Here is a 25395-nt window from a genome sequence, read left to right on the forward strand (position 1 = left end):
ACAACAGCTCAGGCCGGGCAGTTTTGCTTGCCGGCATGGACTTCGAAGGTGCTGCTCTGCCCTGATGGCAGAGAGCCGCAGGGACTCACGAGCCAGGTGAGATCGCGGAGTTGAGCAGCAGAGTCGCATCCTCGTACTGCTGTGCCGCGTGGAAGCTCGCGACTATCCGGAGCACGGCGCCAACGTCCCGGCGCGCGGCGTTGGTGATCACGGCGTCCGCGGCTTCGGACAGTCCGGCTGAGCGGCACGATGCGACGACGCGTGGGATCTCACCTGCGGGGAGGGACATCGCCGACTGCCAGATCATGAAGAACGCGTCCTGTGTCTGACGCCGCAGCAGGCGGCTCATCAGGGTCTCCAGCTCCGTCCAGCCCGCATCTTCGTTCATCTGCGGGTGCCGGTCCCCCTCCGGCAGGGGGACCGGCACCCGGACACGTTTGCGCGCCCGCAGCTGGCGCTGCCGGGCGAACGCGGCGGTGTGGCGCCGCTGAGTGATCCGGACGGCCGGCTTGGCGGCGATGCTTCCCGGCCAGTCTGGCTGGCCGGAAAGCATCAGGAGGAGCTCATCCAGGGAGTGCGGGATTCTGACACCGGCGAGGTCAGTGTCCTGCCGTATGGCGGCGTAGAACTTGCGGAGCACTTCAGGCCTTGGCTGGTTCCTGCCGTTCAGGTAGCCATTCAGTGTGCTTGTGGCTACTCCGCATTCCTTGGCCACCCGCTCCTGGGTGAGGTCGGTGCAGTCCTTGACCCGTCGCAGGGCGTCAGCGAACGCGCGCTTTTCGTCGGAGTACTCGGGCGGGAGCTCCTTCCAGCCCTGCGTTCTCTTAGCCACAGCAACCTCTCCTCGGAAGGCACGTCTGAGCAGCGTAAGTCTCCGATTGTGAGAGACGTTTGGGGCTTCAGGAAAGTGCCGTGCGGCTGGTGTGACTTACGAGAGCCAGTGAAAGTCTTGTGGGACTGGAATTGCCTTGGGTGGCCACGCCATGGTTGAGGGGACCGCCGGAGCGGGCCTCAACCTCACTTCCTCCAGCGCGTCTTCTGACCAAACCGATCCAAGGGGGCACGGTATGGCTGTTCCGGCGTGGGACGATCCGGAGCTTGGAACGATGAAGCGCGCGGCGCTCTGGCTGATCACGGTGATCGGCGAAGGCAGCACGTTCACGAAGGCGGACGTGGCCAAGGCCTTCCCTGGTGTGAGCCAGGCGGACCGCCGTGTACGTGACCTGCGTTCGCATGGCTGGCAGATCGACACGCACCGCCAGGACCCGAGCCTCGGCCAGCACGAGCAGCGCTTCGTGGCGGCCGGCGAGCCGGTGTGGGAGCCCGGCAAGGGCAGCGGTCGGTCGGGCTCCACGATGACGGAGACGCGCCGCCGCGAGGTCCTGCTCACGGACGGCAACATGTGCCGCTCGTGCGGAATCGCGGCGGGCGGGGACTACGGGGACGGGTTCGACACCGCGCAGATCGACATCGCCCGCCGGCCCGTGGTGCAGACCGACGGCGCCGAGAAGGTCGAGCTGGTGGCCGAGTGCAACCGCTGTCGCGTCGGCGGCCGCTCGAAGAAGGTGGACTTCGGGCAGATCGAGGGGGACATCTCGGGGCTTGGTAGCTTCGAGCGCGACGTGCTCGCAGGGTGGATCGAGAGGGATCAGAGAGAGTTCAGCAAGGTGGAGCGGCTCTGGGCGGTGTACCGCACGCTTCCCGCGGAGTCTCGCGAGCGGTTCCGTGAGGCGCTCACGGCGTCCGACAACTAGTTCCCGCTTGTCGGGGTGGGGTCGGCCGGCCCCACCCCCGGTATGTAGCTGAACTCTCAGGAGGAGAACGTGAACAACGAATTCGGTAACCCGCCGCTTGCTGCTGAGAACCGCGGAACCGTGGAACGGCGCCTCAAGGAAGCCACGGCCGGCGATGGCCCTCGCGAGACCCTCACTGTCGAGTGGCGGACCAAGCCGAAGGTAGTCGAGGTCATCGACATGCCAGTGCACTCGCTCTATCTCAATCCCGCTACGCACCGGATCCGGGCTCAGCGGAGCTACAAGCCGGAAGCGGACAGCCGACTGGATGAGGAACCCTGGAGCCCTGAGAGCCAGGAATACCTCATGTATCTCCTGCAGGCCAAGCCCGATGACCCCTCCAAGTTCGATCCGGCGTTTGCCGAACTGAAGGCCAACCTGCAGGAGTTCGGGCAGAACGAGCCGGGCCTCATTACGAGGGATGGCATCCTCGTTAACGGCAACACCCGCGCTGCCGCCCTCAGAAAGCTGGGCGTGCCCAACATCCGGGTCGGTGTCCTGCCCGACTCCTGCACGTGGGCGGACATCAACGCGGTTGAGCTCTCGCTGCAGCTTCGGCAGGACAAGCGGCGCGACTACTCGTACATCAACGAGCTCATCGCCATGCAGGAGCAGATGGACTCGGGGCGCCAGATTTCCGACATTGCCAAGGCCTTCCACAAGCGAGTTCCGACAGTCGAGGCCGACTTGTGGATCCTGGCCAGGCTTGAGGAACTTCGGATCCGATCTCGTGCAGACGGGGCGCAACTGCAGCTGCTCTACTTCGAGGATGCGAAGGAGAAGCTGCACGAGCTCTACCGGGCGTGGACGAAGGATTCGAAGAAGAACCGTGACCGTGCGGACCTGATGATGGAGTACCGCATTGCTGCGATTGCTTTGAAATTCTCGAAGACGGATGTCCGGCTCATCGATTCGGAGTTCTGGAGGCGGTACCTGGAGCCGCGTCTTGCGCCAGCTCTCCGGCCGGACGTATCTGAGTCGGAAGAGCGGCGCATTCCGGGCATGAAGCGTGTTGTGAAACCCGTGGCGGCCCCATACGCGGAGGCGAAGGCCCTTACTGACCAGATCCTTCAGGCGACAGCCCTTGAGCGCTCTGGTACCGAGGCGGCCTCCGAGGCCTCGAAGAAGGTGAAGCAGGTTCGGGAAGCGTTCGATGAGGCTCTCGAGCCGGCCGGTAAGGATTCCCGCGTGCGCAAGCGGAGCCTGGCCGCGTCCGACCGTATCAACGATGCCTGCCAGGACATCGAGCAGTGCATCATCGACATCGGCCTTGCCCGTGCGTCGAACAGCCTGGACGAGGAGACCCTCGACGACTCGGTGCTGAGGCTCAAGGCGACCCTGGGGAAGCTTGCCCGTGAGGTCAACCGCAGCATCGGGGACCCTGGCGACGGCGTGGCGTGGCTGCTCGACGCGGTGAGCAAGGAGCAGGCGTGACCGTGGCGGAGGAACGTTCGCTCACCATCGGCTTCGACACCACCCGAACCAAGGTGGTGCTCCGCGCCGCGCAGCGGTTCCAGCGGGATCTCGCGTCGCTGGCCACCCGCTTTTCGGTGGGGGGCCAGCGCAGCCTGCTCACGGCCGAGGTCGGTCTGGACGACTTCCTGGCCGGCGTCGAGGCACTGGCTGACTGGCCCGACGACGGGGTCGACTGGGATCAGGAACTCCTGGCGCTCGTCGAGAGCGTCATGGACGACTCGGACTTCGCGGAGCGCCAGCTTCAGGGCGAGTCCGTGCGGCACGTTGACGCCGACGATGTTGAGGGCCTGCTGGGTGTCGGTTGGAAGGCCGATCTCACCAGCTTTCAGCAGCGCGACATCGCGCACTTGCTGTCCATGCAGCACGGGGCGAATTTCAGTGTCCCCGGGGCGGGCAAGACACGCGTCGGCCTCGCGGTGTATGCCGCGATGAAGGAGCGGGGAGACGTCCGACGCTTGCTCGTCGTGAGTCCCAAGTCGGCTTACGAGTCATGGCTGTTCGAGGCAGACGAGTGCTTCAAGGAAGCGCCCGTCACCCGGGTGATGGGGAGTACACCGGACCCGTCCGCGGAAATCCTCATCGTGAACTACGAGCGCCTCGACAAGTCCCTCAACGCTCTCGCTTCGTGGCTGCGTGCCGCCCCGTCCATGGTGATCCTCGACGAAGCGCACCGGATGAAGCTCGGCACTCGAGGGATCTACGGGAGCGCGTGCATGGCGCTCGGGCCGCTGAGCCGGCGTCGTCTGATTCTCACTGGAACGCCGGCGCCCAACGGAGCGAGGGACCTCGAGAACCTCCTCTCCTTCGTCTGGCCCGGCCAGGGCCGCAGGATCGTGACCAGGGCGGTCGACGGAGGAGACCTTGCCTACGCGAGCCAGGTGCTCCGGCCGATGTTCACCAGAACCACCAAGCACGAGTTGGGCCTGCCGCCGTTCGAGACGCGGATCCGGTATGTGCCGCTTCCGGACGGGTCGCTCCATCGCGAGATCTACGATGCCCTGGTCGGCCGGTACTCCGCCCGGGCGTCAGCGGAACGGGACGATTTCGACGCTCTCGGCAAGGCGATGCTGCGCCTGCTCATGGCCGCGACGAGTCCCGCCCTGCTCGGGGAAGGAGAAAGCCGTTACGCGCCGCTGGCCTACCGGGTTCCTCCGCTGGAGGTGCCGACCGGCGATTCGCTGTTCACGTTGATGCGGGACCTGCCCGCGTACGAGATCTCCCCGAAGTACAAGGAGGCGCTGAAAATCGTCTCTGAGAACGCCGCGGCCGGCCGCAAGACCCTAGTCTGGACGACGTTCGTGCGGAGCCTGACGACCATGGAGCGGCTGTTCACGGCGTACGAGCCGGCGGTGGTCCACGGGGGCACTCCGGACCGTGAGGAGCAGATCCGGCGCTTCCGCACTGACCCCGACTGCATGGTGCTGCTCTCCAACCCGGCCACCCTCGGCGAGGGGATCAGCCTGCACCACGAATGCCACGACGCCGTGTACGTCGACCGCGACTTCATGGCGGGACGCTTCCTGCAGAGTCTGGACCGTATCCACCGCCTCGGGCTCGCTCCGGACACGGAGACCAGGGTGACCGTGCTGGCAGCCGAGAAGACCATCGACGAGGTAGTGGCGCTGCGTCTCGAGCAGAAGCTGGAGTTCATGGGGAAGATCCTCGACGACCCCTCGGTCCAGCAGCTCGCGGATCTGCAGGAGGAGCCCTCGATCGCCGCGGGTATGGATATGGGAGACGTACGAGCGCTGATGGATTACTTCGATGATGCAGTCCGTAACTGAGAGCACCCGCAAGGCGGCGTACCGCTGGCTGGCCAGTCTGCAGGACTCCGAGGTCCGGCGATTGCGGGTGGTATTCAGCCACAGCCCGTCCTACTCGGACCTCACACCCAGCCAGTACGACCAGGGGCTTGCCTGGCTCCGCAGCCTCGGGCTGGTGACACCGCAGGGGACGGTCGCGGTGGGTGTGCGGGCGAAGGACCTGAGCGAGGCGGAAGCAGCGGTAACACGGGTGCTGGCCAAGAGAGACCTTGAGGCCAGAAAGGCCACGGGCGAATCCGGTGAACGGGCACTACTGGAATTGCTGAGAGAGTCCGGCGCGCAGGATGTCTTCCACGCCGCGGTCGAATCCGACTCCTATGGGTACGACATCGCCGCGACCGTGGCGGGCCGTCGGCTGCATATCGAGTGCAAGGCTACGACTGACGCACGGCAGTTGACCGTGTACCTCTCGCGCAATGAGTACGAGACCATGCGGATGGACCCTCTGTGGATCCTCGTCGCGGTGCTGGTGGGGGCTGACGGACAGGCGCGGCAGGTTGTGACCGTCGACAGGGCATGGCTCAGGGCCGCGGCACCGGCCGATACCACCGGAGACGTCCGGTGGGAGTCGGCACGCTTCCGCGTGCCGTCGCAGATGATGGCTGCGGGGATCATGGCTGGATCCGAGAGGATGCTCGCCCACCACGGGCAGGAAGCGGCTGGCCTTCGTGTCTGGGGAAGATCGAGGGATCTTGCTCTGCTGAGCTGATGCGGCCAGCATGAGTCGTCGGAACGGGCGGCTTAGCGTTCTCGTGGGTGTGACGGAGCTGCTGCGAGGGGAAGTTGTCCGGTCCTGCGACTCTTGCCTGGCCGGGATGCGACACTTGCATGTCTGCCAACGCCGCACACCAGGAGAAGCCGAGAATGAGCACCGCCGACAGGCTGACCTCAATTGAGATCTGCGCCGGTGCCGGCGGCCAGGCGGTCGGACTCCACGCGGCGAAGTTCCGGCACTTGGCGCTCGTGGAGATTGATCAGCACGCTGCCGCGACGCTCGCTCTGAACGTCCGGGAGAACCCCGCGTGGAAGTGGGAGCGGGAACACTGCCTCATCATCAACCGCGATGTGAATACCTTCAAGCCACTCGAAGAGGTTCCGAGCCCCTCTAGGAAGGGGAAGAAAGGAAACTCTGGGGCGCATGAGGAGGAAGGCGATTTCCTTAAGCCGGAAGAACTCGACCTCCTTGCTGGCGGAGTGCCCTGCCCCCCATTCTCGGCCGCCGGAAAGCAGCTCGGGCGTGATGATGAGCGTGACCTCTTCCCGAAGATGCTCGATCTTGTTGATCAGCTCCGGCCGCGCGCGGTGATGATTGAGAACGTACGTGGCCTGGTCGAGCCGGAGCCGAAATTCCGCTACTACCGCAACCACATCAAGAACCGGCTGCGTAAATCCGGCTACGTGATCTGCGGCTGGAATGTCCTGGAAGCCCAGGACTTCGGTGTTCCGCAGCTCCGTCCGAGGGCGATCCTGGTGGCTATCCGGAAGGACCAGTACAGGGGCTTCGACTGGCCGGTTCCCCGGAAGAAGATCACGACAGTGGCGCAGGCGCTCGAGGAATCCATGGCCCGGCGTCTTGGCGGGAAGGACTCACCGCTGTTCAAGCAGTGGTGGGACAAAGCGAGCCTTGGCACCGTCGCGCCGACTCTCGTGGGCGGCTCGAAGAAGCACGGCGGTGCCGATCTCGGACCGACCCGGGCCAAGAAGGCGTGGAACGCCCTCGGGGTGAACGGCATGGGCGTGGCCAATGATGAGGACAAGATCATTGACCGGAACCGCGATCTGGGGAGCCTGGCGCAGGAACGCGGCCCCATGCTGACGGTCGAGCAGGCGGCGATCATCCAGGGATTCCCCAAGGACTGGCGCTTCGAGGGCAAGAAGACGGCCCAGTACAGGCAGGTGGGGAACGCATTCCCGCCTCTGGTTGCCGAGGCCGTCGGGCGCGCTATCGCGGAAGCTCTCCAGCGAACGGGAGAGCTGCGAGAAGACCCGGACCCCGAATTCGAGCCGGAGGAAGACCCCTCACTTACGGCGGTCCAGGAGAGCTTGCCGGCGAGCTAGGACGGCTTGCGAGACAACGGCCGCGCACTCGTCCGCCGACTGGTGCTCCCAGAACCGCAGCACCAGCCAGCCCGCTTCCTCCAGACGCTGAGTGGTGTCGCGGTCTCGCGCCATATTTGTGGCGACTTTGCCGGACCAGTAGCCGGGGTTAGTTTTCGGCGCGACGTAGTGCTCCGGGCAGCCATGCCAGTAACAGCCGTCCACGAACACGGCCACCCGGACCGGCCGAAAGACGATGTCGGCCGTCCGGCGCAGCCCGGGCAGCGGGCGTGCGGCCACCCGGTACCGCAGCCCCTGGGCGTGCAGGAGACGCCGGAGCAGGCGTTCTGGTTTCGTGTCGCGGCTGCGGATCGCCTGCATGTTCCTGCGGCGCGCGGCCGAGGAGGCCCAGGATCCTTCAGGGGCCTCCCAACCAGGCTGGTCTGGCTGCACTGGCTCTGCGCCTCCCGCGAGCGGAGCTGCTCAGCTGACGTCGATGACCGGAGAGTCCTTCTTTGAGTCGATCGTACGGAACGTGAGGTACGGGACCGGCTTGGCCGCGGGATCGGTGGCGGGGATGATGGCCGCCGCGATGATCACCTTGTCCGGAGCGATGGCCCCGCCGGCCACCAGGCCGTCCAGTGAGTTGTCGGCTTGGTTCCCGACCGCGTAGAGCAGCACTGCGCCGCGCCGGGGCTGGTGCAGCTGGGTGGCGAAGGGGTCATCGTCGCTGAGGGCGCGGGCGCCAGCGATGCGCTCCGCGGACTGGCGGTGGGCCACACCGGAGAGACGGTTGAAGACGCCGTGCTCGTTGCGCCCACGCTTGACGAGCGTGAGCGGCACAGAGCCGAGAATGCTTCCCGCGGCGCTGTCTCCGTCGGACATCTGCGGCGCGATCACGACCCAGTCATCCGTGGCGCAGCCCAGCTCTCCCGGGTCCCGCAGGTACTCAAGGTGCGGGGCCACCAGTTCAGGACGTCCCCAGGTCACGCTGTCCAGCGTCTTGAGTAGCTGGCTGTGACTGATGACAGCGGTTTTAGCGGCATAGCGGGTGAAGCTGCCCCGGTCACCGCCGAGGTGCACGAACACGGAGGGGTCGTTGTCCAGCGCGCCGAGCACGGGGCGCCAAGCCTCGTTGCTGTGCCGGAGCTTTTCCCGGTCTGTCGGGTAGGCGAGCGGTTCGATCCAGTCACCCGGGGACCTCACCGCGACTAGCTCCGCGTTGAACATCTTGTTCTTCGCCGACGGCGGCAGCGTCCGCAGATGCTGCGCCACCAGGGGCGGCACTTGCGCCGGCGTAAGGCGCGGCCGACCGTCGACCAGGCCGGAGTACTTGGCGAGCTGCTTGCGGAACAGTTCCTCGTCCCGGCAGATCGCCTCGAACCGCTCGTAGAGGTCGGCGGTCTGCTTCCGGCCGTAGGCCTCCTCACGGCCGATGTACAGCCGGACCAGATCCCGGTAGCCGTGCCTGAAGCCGAACCAGCGGCCCATCTGCATCAGCGTGTCAGCCTGATGCGTCGTACGGCGGTAGTACGTCACGGTGAGGCCCTCGACCGTGAAGCCTCGGGAGAGCTTGGTGCCCCCGACCAGGATCTTCCAGACCGGCACCGGACCGTGGAAGTCGAGGTCGAGCGCGGCGAAGTAGGCGTCGGAGTCACCGTTGACGACGATGACCGGACGGCCGCCAGAGGTGATCCGCTGCCGGGCGTCGCTGACGTATCCGCGCAGCTCGCCGTAAGTTGTCGGCGTCGGCAGGTCAGGCGCCTGCGCCGCTGACACCGGGGCGAAGTCCTTCTCGTACAGGGCGGCCAGGCGCTCGTGGCCCGCGGAGGAGGAGTAGCCGGACTCGTGCCACATGGTGTTGATGCGCAGCGCCAGCTCCGCGTGGTCGTCCGTCTTCAGCGACTCGTGGACGAGCATCGTGTGGTGGCGGAAGTCAGCGTCCGTCACCCCGTGCTCCGCGCGGTACAGCTTGAGAGCACCGGTCAGGAGGAACGCGTCCAGCGCTTCCTGCAGGCGGTCGTCGTCGTAGGTGTCCGTGTAGACGCCGCGAACGTGTGCCTTCTCCTGAGAGTTGGTGATGTCGCGTTCGGCCTCGGGGACCGGGCTGTCAAGGTCATGGAAGTCCTGGACGCCCATGTAGCCGGCCGGCCGGGGAAGCGAGATGAGGAAGTCGGTCGGGAAGATGTCGTGGGCGTCAGACGGGTCCACGAAGACGTTCGCGAACGGGGTCGCCGTATAGCCAACGTACTGCGCACGAGGCAGCAGCCCGAGCAGCTGGGAGATCTGGTCGTTGATCGCCGTGCGCTCCTTGCTGCCAGCCGCCCACTTCTTCGGGTTCGATGTGTTGAGGGACGCCTGGTCGGACTCGTCGTCGATGATCAGGGTCGGCAGCTCGCCGAGCAGCGACTTGATCTGCTTGAGATCCTTCACCAGCTTGCTGAGCACGGCTTTGTTCTTCTTCACGACCATGACGCGGGCCGCCGCGTGGTGCAGGTTGGCGGGGTCGTGCAGTGGACGGGTGTGGTCGCGCTTCTCGTACTCAAGGGCTCGGATGCCCGTCGCGAGGGACTTGTAGTCGTTGTCGCGGGTGGTGAGGCGCTCGATGTCGAACGCGCCGCGCAGGGACGGACGGCCGCCGTGCGAGACGAACTTCGGCCAGTCCGGGTCGTCGTCGCCTACGTAGTCGACGCCGACGAGCGAGTCGAGGTCGTCCAGGTCGGCCCCGCGCAGGATGTTCTCCTGGCCGATGAGCTCCATGTCGATGCGGCGCTGGGTCTGGGCCCGCAGCATGTTGAGCGTGCCGCCGAGGACGATGACCAGGCGGTAGCCGGCGTCGATCGCCTTCGCCGTCACGCCCGTGAAGTTGGCGGTCTTGCCGGACTGTACGTAGCCGACGACCAGCCCCTTCGCCTGGCGCGCCGCTATCTGTTCGGGGTCGGTCAGCCGCTCGACGACGGCACGGCTCGCTTCGTCCAGGCTGGCGATCGAGGGGGCGGACCACCCCTTGGACCGGAGCTTCTCCTCGTACGCACGCCAGTAGAAGGAGCGGGCGGCAGCGCGCTCTGAGGTATACCAGTCGTTGAATTCCTTGGTGACGATCGTCGGCGCCGGTACCTCGGACAGCGGCACCACCGTGTCGAGAACCTTCCTCAGATCGGTTCCGAGGGCGAGCTTGTCGTATGTGGCGTCGCGCCGTGCCCGGGTGCGCGGACTGGCGCCGTCGGCCCATGCGGCCTCCTGGGCGAAGTCCCAGTTGTTCAGATGGCGGTTCCAGAGGGCGACAAGTTCGTTGTCGCCCTTGAGTATCCGGGCACGGAACGTTTCCTCAGAGAGGTCCTCGTCGGGATGCCCGTCATCGGCGATGAATGCTGCCATCCTGCCGAAGTGCCGAGGCGCGCTGCCCATCCCGGCAAGGGCATTCATGTGGATCTCAAGCAGAGCGTCGTCCGTCGTCATGGTGGCTCGGCTTCCTTGGCGAAGTGAGGCGGAGTGGGGTATGCGTCTGGCGGTGGCGGCAGGTCAGCTGGCGGACCACATACGCCGTTCACGCTGGGAGCGGACCGAAGCCAGCAGGATCGTGTTCCAGTAGTCCACCCTGTCCTGCCGTGTCTTCTCCCAGCGACCGAGTCCGAAGCAGTCCTCCACGAGTAGGTACAGGAGGGTCTTGGTGACCGGGGCGTCGTTCGAGCCGCCGGGGCGGCCGTCGTTGAAGTCCTCGCGGAATGCCTTGTTGAGGAGTACGACGTTGTTCTCGCGGTCCAGGTCGAAGAAGCGGTCGTCGGGGAGGGGGGCCCATTTGAACTCGATGGGGTTCTCGCCCGGCTTCTCCTGGAGTTCCTCCTTGATGACCCGCTTGATCATCGGGTCGAGCCCCTTGCCGGGCGGAGTCACGGCCTTGCGGACGATCTCGGAACGCTTCGATCCGTCGCGGTACGCGGTCTCGGCCGCGGCGAGGAACTGCTGGAAGGTGCCCCCCTGTGCGTCCACCGCCTTGTCTATTGCTGAGGTGAAGGCCGGGGTGACCGTGACGCGTTCCTTCTTCACGTCGAGACTGAAGACGTTGTTCGCCGCCAGCGGCAGATCCACTGCCACGCGGGCCAGGACGAGATGGGTCTCGGCGCTGCGCAGGTTGTTCCAGCCGCCGGCCTGGACGAGTCGGTCGTTGCGGTAGAAGTAGAAACCCTGCCGCTCGGCCAGGGAACCGATCTGGCGGAATCCGGCCTGCTTTGACTTGGCCGGCCACACATGGGCGGTGAGTGCGAGGTCGCCGACGCCTTCGACCGGAGCCGTGAACGTACGCGGATAGCCCTTGCTGCCCGGGACCTTGTAGCCGAACGGATCCAGCGGCTCGACGGCGATGTGGTCGACCTCCTCGCCGAACCCCGCACCGGCGCCGGTCACGTCCCAGACGGCGATGTCCAACTGCAGACCACGCTGCAGGAAGCGGTGGAGATACAGGCCGAGATGGGTCTCCAGACGCGATATGGCCTTCGACAGGAACGCCTCGCTGTGCCCGCGCGCGACCGTCTCGAACGCGTGCACCCCGTCCCAGCGCACGACCGTGCCCTGCCACTCGATGACGCCGTCGTAGCGGTCGACCATGTCCTGCGCGTACCGCTGGTCGACGGTGTCGCAGCGGAACGAGTCCTCGACGCCTTCGGCGGTCAGCCGGCGGCCCGCGGCCCGGCTGCGCTTGGTGCGGCTGATCACGGTCAGCGCCGACGCATTGGACAGGGACGCCGCCTTCAGGCCCGTCCCGTACATGCCGAGCGCGCCGTCGCCGTAGTCGCGGCGGCGGCCGACGGTCATGGCGGCGTCGAGTCCGGCGTCGTCCATGCCCCGGCCGTTGTCGATGATCAGGAGGGTCAGGATGCGGTCCGCGTCGCGCAGGAAATGCACGACGACCTTGTCGGCTCCGGCGTCGATCGAGTTGTCGATCAGGTCGGCGACGGCGACCTCGAAGCCGTAACCCTGATTGGACAGGGCCTTGCCGTAACCGGAGTCCGGCGGCAGGTGCGTGCTGCCCGTCGTGGGTACGTCGTACTGCCACGCAGCACCGGATTCGTAGGGCATGTCCACCTCGTGCACACAGGTCGGGGCCTGCGTGGGGGGACGGAGCGGCCCGACAGCTGGATCGGTAAGTGTGACGGTACTGCAAAGGTCGGACATAGTGTGGCGAGGGTCCAAGACTGGCGGAATCCCCCCGGCGGAGGTCCAGTTCCCCGCCTTTCCACCCGTCGGCGCGAACGCCCGGACCCCGCCCAACACCCCTCAGCCCGGGGTCAGGTCAGCTCTGCGTCGCCCCATGACACTCCCCGTACGCCGACCCCGACCCGCACCAGCACTCCGCGCCCCGCTCCGGCGGCCACGGCACCGCTCGGCCTCGGGCCGCCAGTGTCGTGGCGTACTGCGGTAGCAGCGACGCGTCTGTGGGGGATGAGGACTCCGACGCCGCGAACGCCTCGTACGACGGGACCGTGCCCGTGACGATGCCCAGGTTCGGGGTGCCCGATGCCGCGAGTTCGCGGAGGGAGGACTCTATGGTCGCCAAGTGCTCCTCGTGGGAGGGGTATTCGGCGGACAGGGACGGGTAGGCCGCTACCAGTTCCGAGAGTTCCGACTCCGTCCAGTGCAGGACCGCCACCGGGAACGGGCGGGACAGGGCCTGACGGTACGAGCCCAACTCCGCGCGCAGGCGCAGGATTTCGGCCCTCAGCTCCGCCGGGTTGTCCGAGCCGAGCACCCACGTCCGGTTCGGGTCGTGGAGTTCGTCTAGGGTCACCTCGGCCTTGTTGACACGGTCCGCGAGTGCGTCCCACTCGTCGTGCGCCAGGCCGATCAGGCGGCGTACGCGGTGGCGGCCCAGGAGCAGCGGGTGCGTCTCGTACGGCGGGTTCGTGCGCTCCGCCTCCGGCAGGAGCAGCGTCAGGGCCTCCGTGAAGGACTCCTGCGCCGCTTCGAGTTCGTCGTGCGACTCCAGGGCCTCCGCCACGATCACGTACGCGGCCGGGTCCCTCGGGGCCGCGGTCCGGATGCCCGTGATGATCGCGCGGGCCTCGGCCTCGTGGCCGTACTCCCACAGGTTCGCGGCCATCAGGGCCTTCACCAGGTGCGGCTGCTCCAGCTCGGCCGGAGGTCCGGCGAGGAGGCCGTCGTACAGCGAGGCCGCGCGTTGGCGGGCGTCCGCCAGTTCGTAGTGCGCCGCGGCCTGGAGGAGCAGCTGCTCCGCGTCCTCCGGGTACAGGCCGGCGATGCGCTCCAGGCGCTCGGCTTCGGCGATGTGGTTGACAGGGTCTACAGGCTCGGCGGGCGTAGCAGGCGTGTCGGGGCGCATGGGTGACACCGTACTGCCGACCACCGTCACCGGCGCCAGGTCACCACAGGCTCGCGCAGCCGTTGCCTTCGTTCAATACGTACGCCATGCGCCAGACCACCACGGTCAGCGTGCCCGCCCACAGAACCATCCCCGCCCACAGCCAGGCCACGCACGAGCGATAGCGGCCGTCGGTGTCCAGGGCCGCCAGCACGGGGTGGGCAGGGTCGACGCGTATGCGTACGCGGCGACCTTCCGGGAGCGCGTGGGGGCCCACCTCGTCGGGCAGCGCCTGTTCGTGCGCCGTGCCGTCGGCCGCCGTCCAGCTGACCATCGGGTGCAGCACCGCGTACGACGCCTCGTTCGACGCGACATGGCCCGTCACCGTCGCGTCGACCACCGTGCCGGTGCTGCGCCGGAGCGTCTCGGTGACGAGTTGCAGCACCTGCGAGGTGGCCAGGACGAGGCCTGAGATGAAGGGGATCAGCGCCAGCAGCCAGAGAGGACCCATGGGGCGCGAGCTTAAGGGCGGGCGCGCGGGTTGGGCGGTGGAGGGTGGGGGAGCGGCCGGGTGAGGGGGGCGGCCAGTCCCTCGGACAGTCGACCGGCCCCTCGGACAGTCGACGGGCCCCTCGGACAGTCGGCCGGCCCCCGCAGGTAGTCGGCCGGTCACTTCCCTGGTGAGTTACGGAGGCAGGGCCTATCTTGCGGCCGTGCGCGAGCGGAAGCGGGAGTGGCAGCGGGAACGGGAACGTCGGCCGGTCGTCGTGCGGCAGGGTCCGCGCGCTGGACGCAGCGCGTTCGGTCGCCGCCCCTCGGCCCGGCGCGCGGGACGCCGTACGCACGCGGGGCGGCGCCCTTCGGCCCTGCACCGCACCCTGTGGACCGGCGCCGAGGTCACCGTCACCCTCGGGGTCGTCCTTCTCCTCCTCGTCGTCCATCAGCTGTGGTGGACGAACCGTGAGGCCAGAGCCGGTGCCGAGCGCAAGGTGCGGGCGCTGGAGCACGAGTGGGCGGCCACCCCCTCGGACGGGCAGGGCGACGCGGGACAGGGCGGCGCCTCGGATCAGTCCGGTGACGGCACCCCGGCCGGCTCGTCGGGCGGCGAGGCAGCCGGTGGCGGCTCTCCGCGCCGGGCACCGGCCGCCTCCGCCCCCCGGGAAACGCCCCGCTGGGACCAGGCCTACGCCGTCCTCACCATCCCCCGCCTCGGCCTCACCGTCCCCGTCGCCGAGGGCGTCGGGAAGCAGAACGTCCTCAACAAGGGCTACGTCGGCCACTACCCCGCCACCGCCCAGCCCGGCCGCGCCGGGAACTTCGCGCTCGCCGGGCACCGCAACACCCACGGGGAGCCCTTCCGGTACATCAACCGGCTGCGCAAGGGCGACGAGGTCCAGGTCCGTACCCGCGGCGCCGTGTACACGTACGTCGTCGACAAGACCCTCGCGCAGACCTCCGCGCGCGACGGCGGCGTCATCGCGGGTGTGCCGCGCAGCGAGGTCGTGCGGGGTGCCGGGTACAGCGAGCCGGGGTACTACATCACGCTCACCACCTGCACACCCGAGTACACGTCCAGGTACCGGCTCGCGGTGTGGGGGAAGCTGCGGTCGATGCGGCCCCGGTGAGCGGGTGGCCGAGAAGGCGCCCCTTCATCCGACCGGGGCGCATCCTGTATAACGGGCAGAACGCCACAACACGTGGGCACGGACCGAGCAACGGGAAGGAGGGACGCCGGACATGACGCGCACCTGGGGCACGGCCCTGCGGCCCGCCGCCCTGCTCCTGTTCCTCCTCGTCGAGACCGTTCTCGTCGACACCGGCAGCCTCACGGCCGCCGTCGCGTTCGCCGCGACCGCCGCCGCGGGCTCCGCACTCGCCGTCTGCTCCCTGCTCGCCGCGCGCAGCGCCCCCGCCGTGCCCCGCACCCGGATCCGCACCGCGATGCGCGACCGTGAGCAGCGCACCGCGTTCCTGCCGCAGCGCGATCCGGACGCCCGCGGGCGCAGCCGCCCCCGAGCACCCGGCCGTCTCCTCCTGACGGCCGCGTAGGGGACCTGCTCTCCACCCGCAGTCCCCCCACGTACGGGCCGTCACGCCGATCGGCCGCCCTTCCCGGCGGTCTTCCGATTCCGGCACGACGGGACCCCCGGAGGGCTCACCCATGTCGACGTTCATGTCTGTCTTCGCCAGCCTGGTCGAGCACATCGCCGACCTGCTCGACCCGCTCTTCCACGCCTCGGCGACCGCTGCGGCGATCGTCCTGTTCACCGCGTTCGTACGCCTTCTCGTCCACCCTCTGTCCCGGGCCTCGGCACGCGGGCAGCGCCAGCGGGCCAAGCTCCAGCCGCGCATCGCCGAGCTGCGCAAGAAGCACAAGAAGAGCCCGGAGAAGCTCCAGAAGGCGATCATGGAGCTGCACAAGGAGGAGAAGGTCTCGCCGCTGTCCGGCTGCCTGCCGAGCCTCTTCCAGCTCCCCGCCTTCTTCCTGCTCTACCACCTGTTCTCGAACGGCAGCATCGGCGGCGAGCCCAACGCCCTGCTCGGCCACACCCTCGGCGCCGCGCCGCTGGGCGGGCGCTTCAAGGACGCGCTCGCGGACGGCGGCCTCTTCGGCGCGCAGGGCGTCGTCTATCTCGTCCTGTTCGCGATCGTCGCGACGGTGGCGAGCTTCAACTACGCCCGCACGAAGCGTCAGATGGCCGCCCAGCCGATGCTGCCGGCCGCCGCGGACGGGCCGCAGGCGCCGGGCGCGGGCGCGATGGCCTCGATGACGAAGATCATGCCGCTGATGTCGTTCATGACGGTGTTCACGGTGGGCTTCGTGCCGCTCGCCGCCGCCCTGTACGTGGTGACGAGCACGACGTGGAGCGCCGTCGAGCGGGCCGTCCTCTACCGCGACATGCCCTCCGCCGCGGCGCTTGCTACTGCCGCGGTGGGGGTCCCCCCTGCTCTTTAAGAGCTTGGGGGAGTCCAGTCCGTGAACGAGGTATTGCGGACTGGACGAGGACCTTGGACGATCGACCAGTCCTCCGATGGCTGCACCCGTCGCGAGGTCCCTCCTCGATCAAGGAGTCTCAACCATGAAGCTGCTGCGAGTCGGTACCGCCGGGGCGGAGCGTCCGGCCCTGCTCGATGCCGAAGGTGTCCTGCGTGACCTGGGCGGAGTCGTCCCCGACATCGACGGGGAGCTGCTCGCCGACGACGCGGCGCTGGGGCGTGTACGGGCCGCCGCCGAGTCCGGTGAGCTGCCCGTGCTCGACGCGGACGGCCTGCGGGTCGGCCCGCCGGTCGCGCGGATCGGCAAGGTCGTGTGCATCGGACTGAACTACCACGACCACGCCGCCGAGACCGGCGCCGAGCCGCCGTCGGAGCCCGTCGTCTTCTTCAAGGCGGCGGACACGGTCGTCGGCCCCGACGACACGGTGCTCGTACCGCGCACGTCCGTGAAGACGGACTGGGAGGTCGAGCTGGCGATCGTCATCGGGCGCACGGCGCGCTACCTGGAGTCGCACGAGGAGGCCCTGGCCCACGTCGCCGGATACGCGGTGGCGCACGACGTGTCCGAGCGCGAGTTCCAGATCGAGCGCGGCGGCACCTGGGACAAGGGCAAGAACTGCGAGACGTTCAACCCGCTGGGCCCCTGGCTCGTGACGGCGGACGAGGTCGCGGACCCGCAGGCGCTCGGCCTGAAACTGTGGGTGAACGGCGAGCTGAAGCAGAACGGCTCCACGGCCGATCAGATCTTCCCGGTCGCCGAGGTGGTCCGGTACGTCAGCCAGTTCATGACCCTGTACCCGGGCGACGTGATCAACACGGGGACGCCGGCGGGTGTGGCGATGGGGCAGCCCGAGCCGAAGCCGTATCTGCGGGCCGGGGACGTGGTGGAGCTGGAGATCGAGGGTCTGGGGCGCCAGCGCCAGGAACTCAAGGACGCGTAAGCGCTCCGCTGGGTCAGGTGGGGAACTGCGGGAGTCGTTGGCCGGTCTGTCGGCTGCCGGTCCGTTGTGGCTGGTCGCGCAGTTCCCCGCGCCCCTTTCGGGGGCGCCCCTCTAGCCTGCGACGAAGAGGTCCAGGGCCTTGACCACCAGTGCGTGGTCCTCCAGCTGGGGGAGGCCGGAGACCACCACCGCTCCGATGACTCCCGCGCCCTCGACGGCCAGCGGGAACGCACCGCCGTGCGCCGCGTACGTGTCCGGGTCGAGCCTGGACGAGTCCTCGAACGTCGTGCCCTTCGCCCGGAAACGGGTTCCGACCAGCAGCGACGAGCAGGCGTAACGCTCCACGACGCGGCGCTTGCGGGCGATCCAGGCGTCGTTGTCCGGGGTCGAGCCGGGGAGCGCCGCGTGGAAGAGCTGCTGGCCGCCGCGCGTGATGTCGATCGCCACCGGCGCCTTGCGCTCCCTGGCCAGCTCGACGAGCAGCGAGCCCAGCTCCCAGGCGTCCTCGTAACCGAACTTCGGCAGGACCAGGCGGCGCTCCTGCTCCTCGATCTCCTCGGCCGTCGGCGCGCTCACAGGGCCACCGTCACACCGTCGCGGGCCGAGCGGCGGGCCGCCTCCAGGACGTCGAGCGCGGCCGCGGCCTGCTCGGCGGTGACCGGGTTCTCGCCGGTGCCGCGCAGGGCGGCGGCGACGGCCGCGTAGTACGCGGGGTAGGCGCCGGGGAGCGTCTCGACGGGGCGTCCGCCGCCGGTCAGCGGGGACTCGCCGGAACCGATCCGGCCCCACATCGACTCGGGCTCCACACCCCAGGGCTCGCCGGCCGCCGGGATCGTGCCCTCGCGCAGCACCGCCTCCTGCGGGTCGAGGCCGTACTTCACATAGCCCGCCTGCGAGCCGAGAACGCGGAAGCGCGGGCCGAGCTGGGCCGCGGTCGCCGAGACGTACAGGTGGGAGCGGACGCCGTTCGCGTGCGTGATCGCGATGAACGTGTCGTCGTCGGCCGCCGCGCCCGCACGCCGCACGTCGGACTCCGCGTAGACCGAGACGGCGGGGCCGAACAGGACGAGGGCCTGGTCGACGACGTGGCTGCCGAGATCGTAGAGGAGACCTCCGATCTCTTCCGGGTCGCCGGACTCGCGCCAGCCGCCCTTGGGCTGCGGCCGCCAGCGCTCGAAGCGTGACTCGAAGCGCCATACATCGCCGAGGCTGCCGAGCTCGCCCCCCGCGATCAGGCTCTGCAGCGTGAGGAAGTCGTTGTCCCAGCGGCGGTTCTGGAAGACCGAGAGCAGCAGGCCGCGCTCCTCGGCAAGCGCCGCCAGCTCGCGCGCCTCGGCCGCGGTGCCGGCGATCGGCTTGTCGACGACGACCGGGAGGCCCGCCTTGAGGGCGGCCGTCGCGATCGGTACGTGCGTCTTGTTCGGGGAGGCGATGACGATCAGGTCGAGCTCGTCGGCCCGCGCCCACAGCTCGTCGGGGGTGGCCGCGCAGCGGATGCCGTCGCCGAAGGAGGCGCGGGCCTGCGCCTGGCGCTCCGGGTTCGAGGTGACGACCGTGTCGAGCACGAGGCCGTCGGTCGCGGCGATCAGCGGGGCGTGGAAGACGGAGCCCGCCAGGCCGTAGCCGACGAGACCGACGCGGAGGGGGGAGCCGGTGGTCCCAGCCGTACCTGATGTCATGCCTTCAGTCATGCATCCACTTAAGCAACGGTGTTGCCAAAGTGCAAGCGGAGGGGACAATGGGGGAGTGAACAGGGCTTACTCCGGGGTCAATCTGGCGGTGCTGCGAGGCCATAACGCCGCACTCGTACTCGATCTGCTGCGTACGGCGGGTGACGGGGGCATCAGCAGGCTCGAACTGGCCGAGCGCACCGGGCTCACCCCGCAGGGCGTCAGCAAGATCACGGCGCGGCTCAGGGAGCAGGGCCTGGTCACGGACACCGGCCGGCGCGCCTCGACGGGCGGCAAGCCGCGCACCGTCCTGCGCCTCGTGCCGGACGCGGGGTACGCGGTCGGGCTGCACCTGGACCGCGACGAACTGACGGCGGTCCTGGTCGACCTCGCGGGCACGGTCGTCGCCGAACGCCGCTCCCCGCTGGCCTTCGGCGCGGGCGGCGACGCGGTGGTGGAGACGGCGGCGAGCGAGGTGGAGGCCCTGCTCGCCGGAGCGGGAGCGGATGCGGGAGCAGAAGGGGGAGCAGAAGAGGGAGGGGGAGCAGGAGCGGGAGGGGGAGCGGGTGGCGGGGACGCGGATGCCGGAGACCCGGGCCACCTCGACGCGCAGGACCCCGTACACCCGGAACCCCCCACCCCCCGCGTCCTGGGCGTGGGCGTCGCCCTTCCCGGTCCCCTCGACCACTCCTCCGGGGTGCTGCACCGCGTCACCGGGTTCCCCGAGTGGGACGGGTTCCCGCTGCGGGACGCGCTCGCGGCGCGGCTCGGGCTCCCCGTGGTCGTGGACAAGGACACCAACGCGGCCGCGCTCGGCCTCACACTCGCCGGGTGCGGCGACTCGTTCGCGTACCTCCACCTCGGTACGGGACTCGGCGCCGGACTCGTCCTGGGCGGCGCGCCCTATCGCGGGCCGCGCACGGGAGCGGGCGAATTCGGCCACCAGGTGATCCAGCTGGACGGCCCGCCCTGCGGCTGCGGCAACCGTGGCTGCATCGAGGCGCTGTGCCTCGCGGCGGTCGCCGCCGGTTCCTTCGACGAGGCGGCGCGCGTGCTCGGCGAGGGCGCGGCCAACATGGTCGGTCTCCTCGACATCGACCTCGTCCTGCTCGGCGGGCGCACGGTCGCGGCCGCCGAGGAGCGCTTCGTCGAAGGGGTGCGGGCGGTCCTCGGAGAACGGGCGCGGCGCGGCGGCACGGCGGAGGTCCCGGTCCTGAGCGCGCCAGGGGCGGAGCGTGCGGTGGTCGAGGGCGCAGCCCAGCTGGTCCTCGCACCCCTGTTCGGCCGGGCGCACGGTCACTTCCCGGCCAACCGGAATGACGGAAATCTGAGCTGATCGAGCGGAATCGCTCGTGCATCGGGCCGTACGGGGCTCTGCTCGGCCGGTACGGGGCGCGGCGCGCGTGACATGGTCGCGGCGGCTGTACCCTTCCCGACCCGCGATCAGCAAAGGCTCCCCATGCGACCGCGTATCCCGCTCGCCGTCACTGCCGTGGCCCTGACCTCCGTGGTGACCGGCAGCCCCGCCCAAGCGGCCGACCCGGTCGGGTCCGGGTCCGACCCGCGCGAGCCCACCTGCGCCACCCAGCACCCCGCCGACTTCCCGATCAGCACCCGGATCCACGGGGGCCCCACGACCTACCACCCCGGCGGCGGCTTCCGGACCTGGTCCCTCGACCTGACGAACAAGACCGACGCCGAGTGCGCCGACATCCACCCCGTCCTCGTACTCATCGACAAGAAGCGGACGCTGGAGACCCGGCAGATCCAGCTGGAGTTCTCCGACGGAAGGCGCCACCACCCCGTCCGCTTCGAACGCACCGACCGGGACGAGAACATCGGCGTCTTCGACGACGGCTTCCCCGGCTTCCGGGTGGGCCCGGGCAAGACCGTCACCGTCCGGGCCCGGCTCACCTTCACCTCCGACGCCCGGCCGAACAGCGTCGTCGCCAACGCGGCCGTCGTGCAGCGCCGTGGCGACGACGGCGACTGGGTGGGGCAGTCGGGCGACTACCGGTTCACGCTGACCGACGAGGAGAAGGACGGGGGCGTCGAGCAGTCCGGACGGCCCCCTGGCGAGCAGTCCGGGCGGCCCCCCGGCAAGCAGCGCGACGAACCCGGCGCAGGGGACGACGGCCTGCTGGAGCCGGGCCGCGACAGCGGCACCGCGAACCGCCGGCCCACCGACGGGCCCGGCCCCACCACCACCGCCCCCAGCCCCACCACTACCGCCCCCGATCCCACCCCCGCCCGTACCCCCGCTGCCACTGCCACTGCCACTGCCAGTACAGGCACCGGCACCGGCGCGGACACAGGTACAGACACAGGTACAGACACAGGTACAGGCGCCGGCACCGACTCAGGCACCGGCACCGGCACCGGCACCGAACCAGGCACTGAGGGCGACCGCGGCGATCTCCCCCTCACGCCCAGCGAACTCGCGCGGACCGGACCGCGCTCCCTGCGCGGACTCGGTCTCACGTCCGGCGCCCTGCTCGTCGGCGGCGCGGCCCTCGTGGCGGGCTCCAGGCGGCTGCGCACCGACCGCCGGTGAGGGCGGATTCCGGCCACGCCGCCCGCCGCGCGCACCGCACTCCGGGACCGCCCCCGACACCCCGTTAACAAATGTCTGCGAACATCCCTGGGTGGATTACCCGAACGACCAGGCACCTGGCGCACCCGTACGCGCCGGCATTCCCGAGCACGGCCGCATCCCGAAGTACTACGCGGTCAAGGCCCATGTCTCCGCGCTCCTCGACGAGCTGGGCGAGGGCGAGCCGCTGCCCACCGAACGGGACCTGGCCCTGCGCTTCGAGGTGGCGCGCGAGACCGTGCGCCAGGCGCTGCGCGAATTGCTCCTCGAAGGGCGCCTGCGCCGGCAGGGCAGGGCGACGGTCGTGGCCGGGCCCAAGCTGGAGCAGCCGCTGTCGATGGCCAGTTACACCGAGGGCGTGCGCCGCCAGGGCCGCCGCCCGGGACGTACGCTCATCGGCCTCGACCGGTTCCCGTGTCCGCCCGCCCTCGCCGGCGAGATCGAGGTCGAGCGGGGCGAGCCGGTGTGGCACATGGAGCGTGTACTGCTCGCCGACGACGAGCGCGTCGGCCTGGAGAGCACCTATGTCGCCGTGGCGCGGATGCCACGCCTCGACGTCGACTTCGACCCGGACTCGTCCTTCTACACGTATGTGCACGAGCGGCTCGGCATCGAGTTCGGGTCCGCCGACGAGCGCATCGAGACCGTGCTGGCCACCCCGCGCGAGGCCCTCCTGATCGGCACGCCGCCCGCCCTGCCGATGCTTCTCATCCACCGGGTGTCGTCCGACACGAGCGGCCGGCCCACGGAAAGGGTGCGGACGCTTTACCGGGGGGACCGGTTCTCGTTCACCACGCGTTTGGGCAACTGACCGCCCGGGGGCGGCAGTTGACCCACTTCGGTAACGGAAACGTAACGGGTCTAGGCCAACCTTGGGTGGCCGTTCACCGTCCCGTTGCCGTCCGGACCTATACGGGTCATCCGCCCCGAGGAGCGTGGCCGCCGTGAGAGAGAAGACCGACCCCATACCCGCCGTGCGCCCGGGAGCTGAGAGCTGATGGCCAGCGGCATCCGCTTCGACAAGGTCTCCGTCGCCTACGGTGCGAACACCGTCCTCCACTCCCTCGACCTGACGGTCGAGCCCGGCGAGGTCATGGCGCTGCTCGGCCCGTCCGGCTCCGGCAAGACGACGGCCCTGCGCGCCGTCGCCGGATTCGTGCGGCCCGCGTCGGGCCGCGTCCTGATCGGCGACCGCGACGTCACGGACCTGCCGCCCCACCGGCGCGGCATCGGCATGGTCGTCCAGCAGTACGCCCTGTTCCCGCACCTGCGCGTGGAGGACAACGTCGCCTTCGGTCTGAAGGCGCAGAAGGTCGCGAAGGCCGAGATCCCCGCCCGGGTCACCGAGGCCCTGGAAATGACCGGTATGGCCTCCTACGCGAAGCGCTACCCGCGCGAGCTGTCCGGCGGACAGCAGCAGCGCGTGGCCATCGCGAGGGCCCTCGCCATCCGGCCCGGGGTGCTCCTGCTCGACGAGCCGCTCTCCGCGCTCGACGCGCAGCTGCGCTCCGGCATGCTGGCCGAACTGGCCCGCCTGCACCGCGAACTGCCCGACGTGTCGATCCTCTACGTCACCCACGACCAGGTCGAGGCACTCACCCTCGCCGACCGGATCGCGGTCATGGACAAGGCGCGGCTCCAGGACTGCGGGACCCCGCAGGAGCTGTACCGCAGGCCCCGCACCGAGTTCACCGCCTCCTTCGTGGGCAACGCCAACCTCCTTCCCGTACAAGTGGGTTCGGGGTCGGTGTCCTTCGCCGGCGCCCAGCTGAAGGTGCCCACGGGCGACGTCGCCTCCGGGGTGTCCGCCACGCTGTGCGTGCGCCCGCACCTCGTCGGACTCGGCGACGGGCCCAACGCCCTCACCGGCTCCGTGTCCGAGGTCCAGTGGCGCGGCTCCACCCACCGCCTGTACGTCGACGTGGACGGGCACCGGCTCAAGGCCGACCTGCGCGAACTGCGCACCCCGCCCGCGCTCGGCGACGAGGTCACCGTGCACTTCGCACCCGAGGACGCGGTGCTGCTGTCGGCCGGGGTGAGCAAGGATGGCTAGCGCCACGCTGAGCGCGCCGGTCAACAAGGCGGCGAACCCCCGCAAGGGGATGCCGAAGTGGGTGTGGGCGCTGCCGCCCGTAGCCGTACTCGCCCTCGTGTTCCTCTACCCGCTCGCACTCGTCGTGCAGCAGTCCGTGCAGCCCGACACCGGCGGCACCTCGCTCAAGCCGTACGCCGACGTCTTCGCCTCGTCCGCGTTCCGGGAGGCGCTCGGGACGACGGTGTGGCTGGCGCTGGGGGCGACCGTCGGATGCCTCGTGCTCGGGTTCGCGCTCGCGCTCGTCATCGCGTTCGTCCCGTTCCCCGGCGGGAAGGCCGTCGCCAAGTTCATCGACGTGTTCCTCTCCTTCCCGTCCTTCCTGATCACCCTCGCGCTGCTCTTCGTCTACGGATCCGTGGGCATGGCCAACGGACTGTGGACGGACGTCACGGGTGCCGCCTCCGGGCCCTTCCAGTTCCTCACCACCCCGTGGGGCGTGCTCCTCGCCGAGATCACGTACTTCACGCCGTTCGTGATGCGGCCGCTGCTCGCCGCGTTCTCGCAGATCGAGACCGCGCAGCTGGAGGTGGCGTCCTCCCTGGGCGCGAAGCCCGCCCGCATCATCCGGCAGGTCATCCTGCCCGAGGCGCTGCCCGCGCTCGCCGCCGGCGGCAGCCTCGTCCTCGTCATGTGCCTCAACGAGTTCGGGATCGTGCTCTTCACCGGCGCCAAGGGCGTCACCACGCTCCCGATGCTCGTGTACAGCAAGGCGATCCTCGAGTCCGACTACCCGGGTGCGTGCGTGGTCGCCGTCGTCAACGTCCTGATCTCCGTGGGCCTCTACGGCCTCTACCGGGTGGTGAGCCGCCGTGCTGGTGCATAGCCGTAAGGGCAAGTGGGCCACCTGGGTCCTCTTCTTCGCCCTCTTCCTGCCCCTGTTCGCGCTGCCGCTGCTCGTCATCGTCGCCGCGTCGTTCGCCACGAGCTGGTCGAGCGCCCTTCCGACCGGATTCACCGGCGGTCACTACCAGGCCGCCACCAGCGGCGCGTCCCTCCAGGCGCTCACCACCAGCCTGGTCACCGCCGTCAGCGCCAGCCTCCTCGCCCTCCTGATCGGCACGTGGGCCGCGCTCGCGGCCGCCGCGCTCAAGAAGAGCGGCCGCAGGGTGCTCGACGCCCTGTTCATGCTGCCGGTCGCCGTGCCGTCCGTCGTGGTCGGCCTCGCCGTGCTCGTCGCGTTCTCCAAGCCGCCGATGGTGCTCAACGGCACCCGCTGGATCGTCATCCTGGCGCACACGATTCTTGTCACGGCGTTCGCCTATCAGTCGGTTTCGGCCGCGATCGTACGACTCGACCCCGCGTACGAACAGGCCGCCGCGTCGCTCGGCGCCCGCCCCTCGTACGTCCTGTGGAAGGTGAAGCTGCCCCTCCTGCTGCCGTCGCTGAACGCGGCCGCGGGACTCTGCTTCGCCCTGTCCATGGGCGAGCTGAGCGCCACGATGATGCTCTACCCGCCGGACTGGATGCCCCTGCCCGTGCAGATCTACGCGATCACCGACCGCGGCTCCCTGTTCACCGGATCGGCGCTCTCCGTGATCCTCATGACGACGACGCTGCTCGTCCTGCTGCTCGTCTCGCGGATCCGCACCAAAGCCTCTTACCGCTAGGCCTCGTACCGCCCTCATGTCCTGACCCTCTGCAAGGAGTTCACCTC

At 69.2% G+C, this 25395-nt stretch carries 23 protein-coding genes; 15 read left to right on the plus strand and 8 right to left on the minus strand.

Features of this window, described 5'->3' with window-relative positions:
- Positions 1–85 precede the first annotated feature (85 nt).
- Positions 86–832, minus strand: coding sequence for a helix-turn-helix transcriptional regulator (locus tag OG456_RS22705; RefSeq protein WP_266563824.1), 747 nt, complete (start codon positions 830–832; stop codon positions 86–88).
- A 235-nt stretch (positions 833–1067) separates the two neighbouring features.
- Between OG456_RS22705 and OG456_RS22710 the strand changes: the two genes are divergently transcribed.
- The 5 genes from OG456_RS22710 (at position 1068) to OG456_RS22730 (ending at position 7150) form a co-directional block, all read left to right on the plus strand.
- Complete coding sequence (locus tag OG456_RS22710; RefSeq protein ID WP_266563826.1) at positions 1068–1754, plus strand: hypothetical protein; 687 nt, start codon at positions 1068–1070, stop codon at positions 1752–1754.
- Between the two features lie 69 nt (positions 1755–1823).
- A complete protein-coding gene (locus OG456_RS22715) occupies positions 1824–3227 on the plus strand; it encodes a transcriptional regulator (protein ID WP_266563828.1) in 1404 nt (467 codons plus the stop codon).
- Positions 3224–5053: a DEAD/DEAH box helicase gene (locus OG456_RS22720; RefSeq protein ID WP_266563830.1), complete on the plus strand. Its 1830-nt coding sequence runs from the start codon at positions 3224–3226 to the stop codon at positions 5051–5053. Before OG456_RS22715 ends, OG456_RS22720 begins: the two co-directional genes overlap by 4 nt.
- Positions 5034–5801, plus strand: coding sequence for a DUF3883 domain-containing protein (locus tag OG456_RS22725; protein ID WP_266563832.1), 768 nt, complete (start codon positions 5034–5036; stop codon positions 5799–5801). Before OG456_RS22720 ends, OG456_RS22725 begins: the two co-directional genes overlap by 20 nt.
- Positions 5802–5956: 155 nt before the next feature.
- Complete coding sequence (locus tag OG456_RS22730) at positions 5957–7150, plus strand: DNA cytosine methyltransferase (RefSeq protein WP_266563834.1); 1194 nt, start codon at positions 5957–5959, stop codon at positions 7148–7150.
- Here OG456_RS22730 and OG456_RS22735 read toward each other — a convergent pair.
- The 5 genes from OG456_RS22735 to OG456_RS22755 all read right to left on the minus strand — a co-directional run bounded on the left by OG456_RS22735 (position 7112) and on the right by OG456_RS22755 (position 13956).
- The gene (locus OG456_RS22735; protein WP_266563836.1) at positions 7112–7582 is read right to left on the minus strand and encodes a very short patch repair endonuclease; all 471 of its coding nucleotides are present in this window, start codon (positions 7580–7582) and stop codon (positions 7112–7114) included. The genes OG456_RS22730 and OG456_RS22735 overlap by 39 nt on opposite strands.
- Positions 7583–7612: 30 nt before the next feature.
- Entirely contained in the window at positions 7613–10588 is a 2976-nt protein-coding gene (locus tag OG456_RS22740; protein ID WP_266563838.1) for a Z1 domain-containing protein, read from the minus strand.
- 63 nt (positions 10589–10651) lie between these two features.
- Positions 10652–12205, minus strand: coding sequence for an ATP-binding protein (locus OG456_RS22745; RefSeq protein ID WP_266563840.1), 1554 nt, complete (start codon positions 12203–12205; stop codon positions 10652–10654).
- 214 nt (positions 12206–12419) lie between these two features.
- A complete protein-coding gene (locus tag OG456_RS22750; protein WP_266563842.1) occupies positions 12420–13466 on the minus strand; it encodes an SEC-C domain-containing protein in 1047 nt (348 codons plus the stop codon).
- Positions 13467–13506: 40 nt separating this feature from the next.
- Complete coding sequence (locus tag OG456_RS22755) at positions 13507–13956, minus strand: DUF3592 domain-containing protein (protein ID WP_266563844.1); 450 nt, start codon at positions 13954–13956, stop codon at positions 13507–13509.
- Positions 13957–14311: 355 nt separating this feature from the next.
- Between OG456_RS22755 and OG456_RS22760 the strand changes: the two genes are divergently transcribed.
- The 4 genes from OG456_RS22760 to OG456_RS22775 all read left to right on the plus strand — a co-directional run bounded on the left by OG456_RS22760 (position 14312) and on the right by OG456_RS22775 (position 17383).
- Positions 14312–15070 carry a class E sortase gene (locus OG456_RS22760; RefSeq protein WP_266569385.1) on the plus strand — a complete coding sequence of 253 codons (759 nt, stop codon included), beginning with the start codon at positions 14312–14314 and terminating at the stop codon, positions 15068–15070.
- A 112-nt stretch (positions 15071–15182) separates the two neighbouring features.
- On the plus strand, positions 15183–15494 hold the full coding sequence (locus tag OG456_RS22765) for a DUF6412 domain-containing protein (protein WP_266563846.1): 312 nt from the start codon (positions 15183–15185) through the stop codon (positions 15492–15494).
- A gap of 112 nt (positions 15495–15606) precedes the next feature.
- Positions 15607–16401, plus strand: coding sequence for a YidC/Oxa1 family membrane protein insertase (locus OG456_RS22770; protein WP_266563848.1), 795 nt, complete (start codon positions 15607–15609; stop codon positions 16399–16401).
- Between the two features lie 124 nt (positions 16402–16525).
- A complete protein-coding gene (locus OG456_RS22775) occupies positions 16526–17383 on the plus strand; it encodes a fumarylacetoacetate hydrolase family protein (protein WP_266563850.1) in 858 nt (285 codons plus the stop codon).
- Between the two features lie 111 nt (positions 17384–17494).
- Here OG456_RS22775 and OG456_RS22780 read toward each other — a convergent pair whose 3' ends face one another.
- Together OG456_RS22780 and OG456_RS22785 are read right to left on the minus strand one after the other, a co-directional pair.
- Positions 17495–17959: a heme-degrading domain-containing protein gene (locus OG456_RS22780; protein ID WP_266563852.1), complete on the minus strand. Its 465-nt coding sequence runs from the start codon at positions 17957–17959 to the stop codon at positions 17495–17497.
- The gene (locus OG456_RS22785; RefSeq protein ID WP_266563854.1) at positions 17956–19062 is read right to left on the minus strand and encodes a Gfo/Idh/MocA family oxidoreductase; all 1107 of its coding nucleotides are present in this window, start codon (positions 19060–19062) and stop codon (positions 17956–17958) included. The genes OG456_RS22780 and OG456_RS22785 overlap by 4 nt, the downstream gene beginning before the upstream one ends.
- A 67-nt stretch (positions 19063–19129) precedes the next feature.
- Between OG456_RS22785 and OG456_RS22790 the strand changes: the two genes are divergently transcribed.
- The 6 genes from OG456_RS22790 (at position 19130) to OG456_RS22815 (ending at position 25348) form a co-directional block, all read left to right on the plus strand.
- Positions 19130–20389 (plus strand): ROK family transcriptional regulator, encoded by a 1260-nt coding sequence (locus OG456_RS22790; protein WP_266563856.1) that lies wholly within the window; start codon positions 19130–19132, stop codon positions 20387–20389.
- Between the two features lie 123 nt (positions 20390–20512).
- Positions 20513–21607, plus strand: coding sequence for a hypothetical protein (locus OG456_RS22795; RefSeq protein ID WP_266563858.1), 1095 nt, complete (start codon positions 20513–20515; stop codon positions 21605–21607).
- Between the two features lie 91 nt (positions 21608–21698).
- Entirely contained in the window at positions 21699–22457 is a 759-nt protein-coding gene (locus tag OG456_RS22800) for a GntR family transcriptional regulator (protein ID WP_227294941.1), read from the plus strand.
- A 186-nt stretch (positions 22458–22643) separates the two neighbouring features.
- A complete protein-coding gene (locus OG456_RS22805; protein ID WP_266563860.1) occupies positions 22644–23699 on the plus strand; it encodes an ABC transporter ATP-binding protein in 1056 nt (351 codons plus the stop codon).
- Positions 23692–24564, plus strand: coding sequence for a 2-aminoethylphosphonate ABC transporter permease subunit (locus OG456_RS22810; RefSeq protein WP_266563862.1), 873 nt, complete (start codon positions 23692–23694; stop codon positions 24562–24564). The genes OG456_RS22805 and OG456_RS22810 overlap by 8 nt, the downstream gene beginning before the upstream one ends.
- A complete protein-coding gene (locus OG456_RS22815) occupies positions 24551–25348 on the plus strand; it encodes an ABC transporter permease (protein WP_266563864.1) in 798 nt (265 codons plus the stop codon). Before OG456_RS22810 ends, OG456_RS22815 begins: the two co-directional genes overlap by 14 nt.
- Positions 25349–25395: the final 47 nt, after the last annotated feature.

This window comes from Streptomyces sp. NBC_01446, assembly GCF_026340095.1.
Classification (GTDB): domain Bacteria; phylum Actinomycetota; class Actinomycetes; order Streptomycetales; family Streptomycetaceae; genus Streptomyces; species Streptomyces aureus.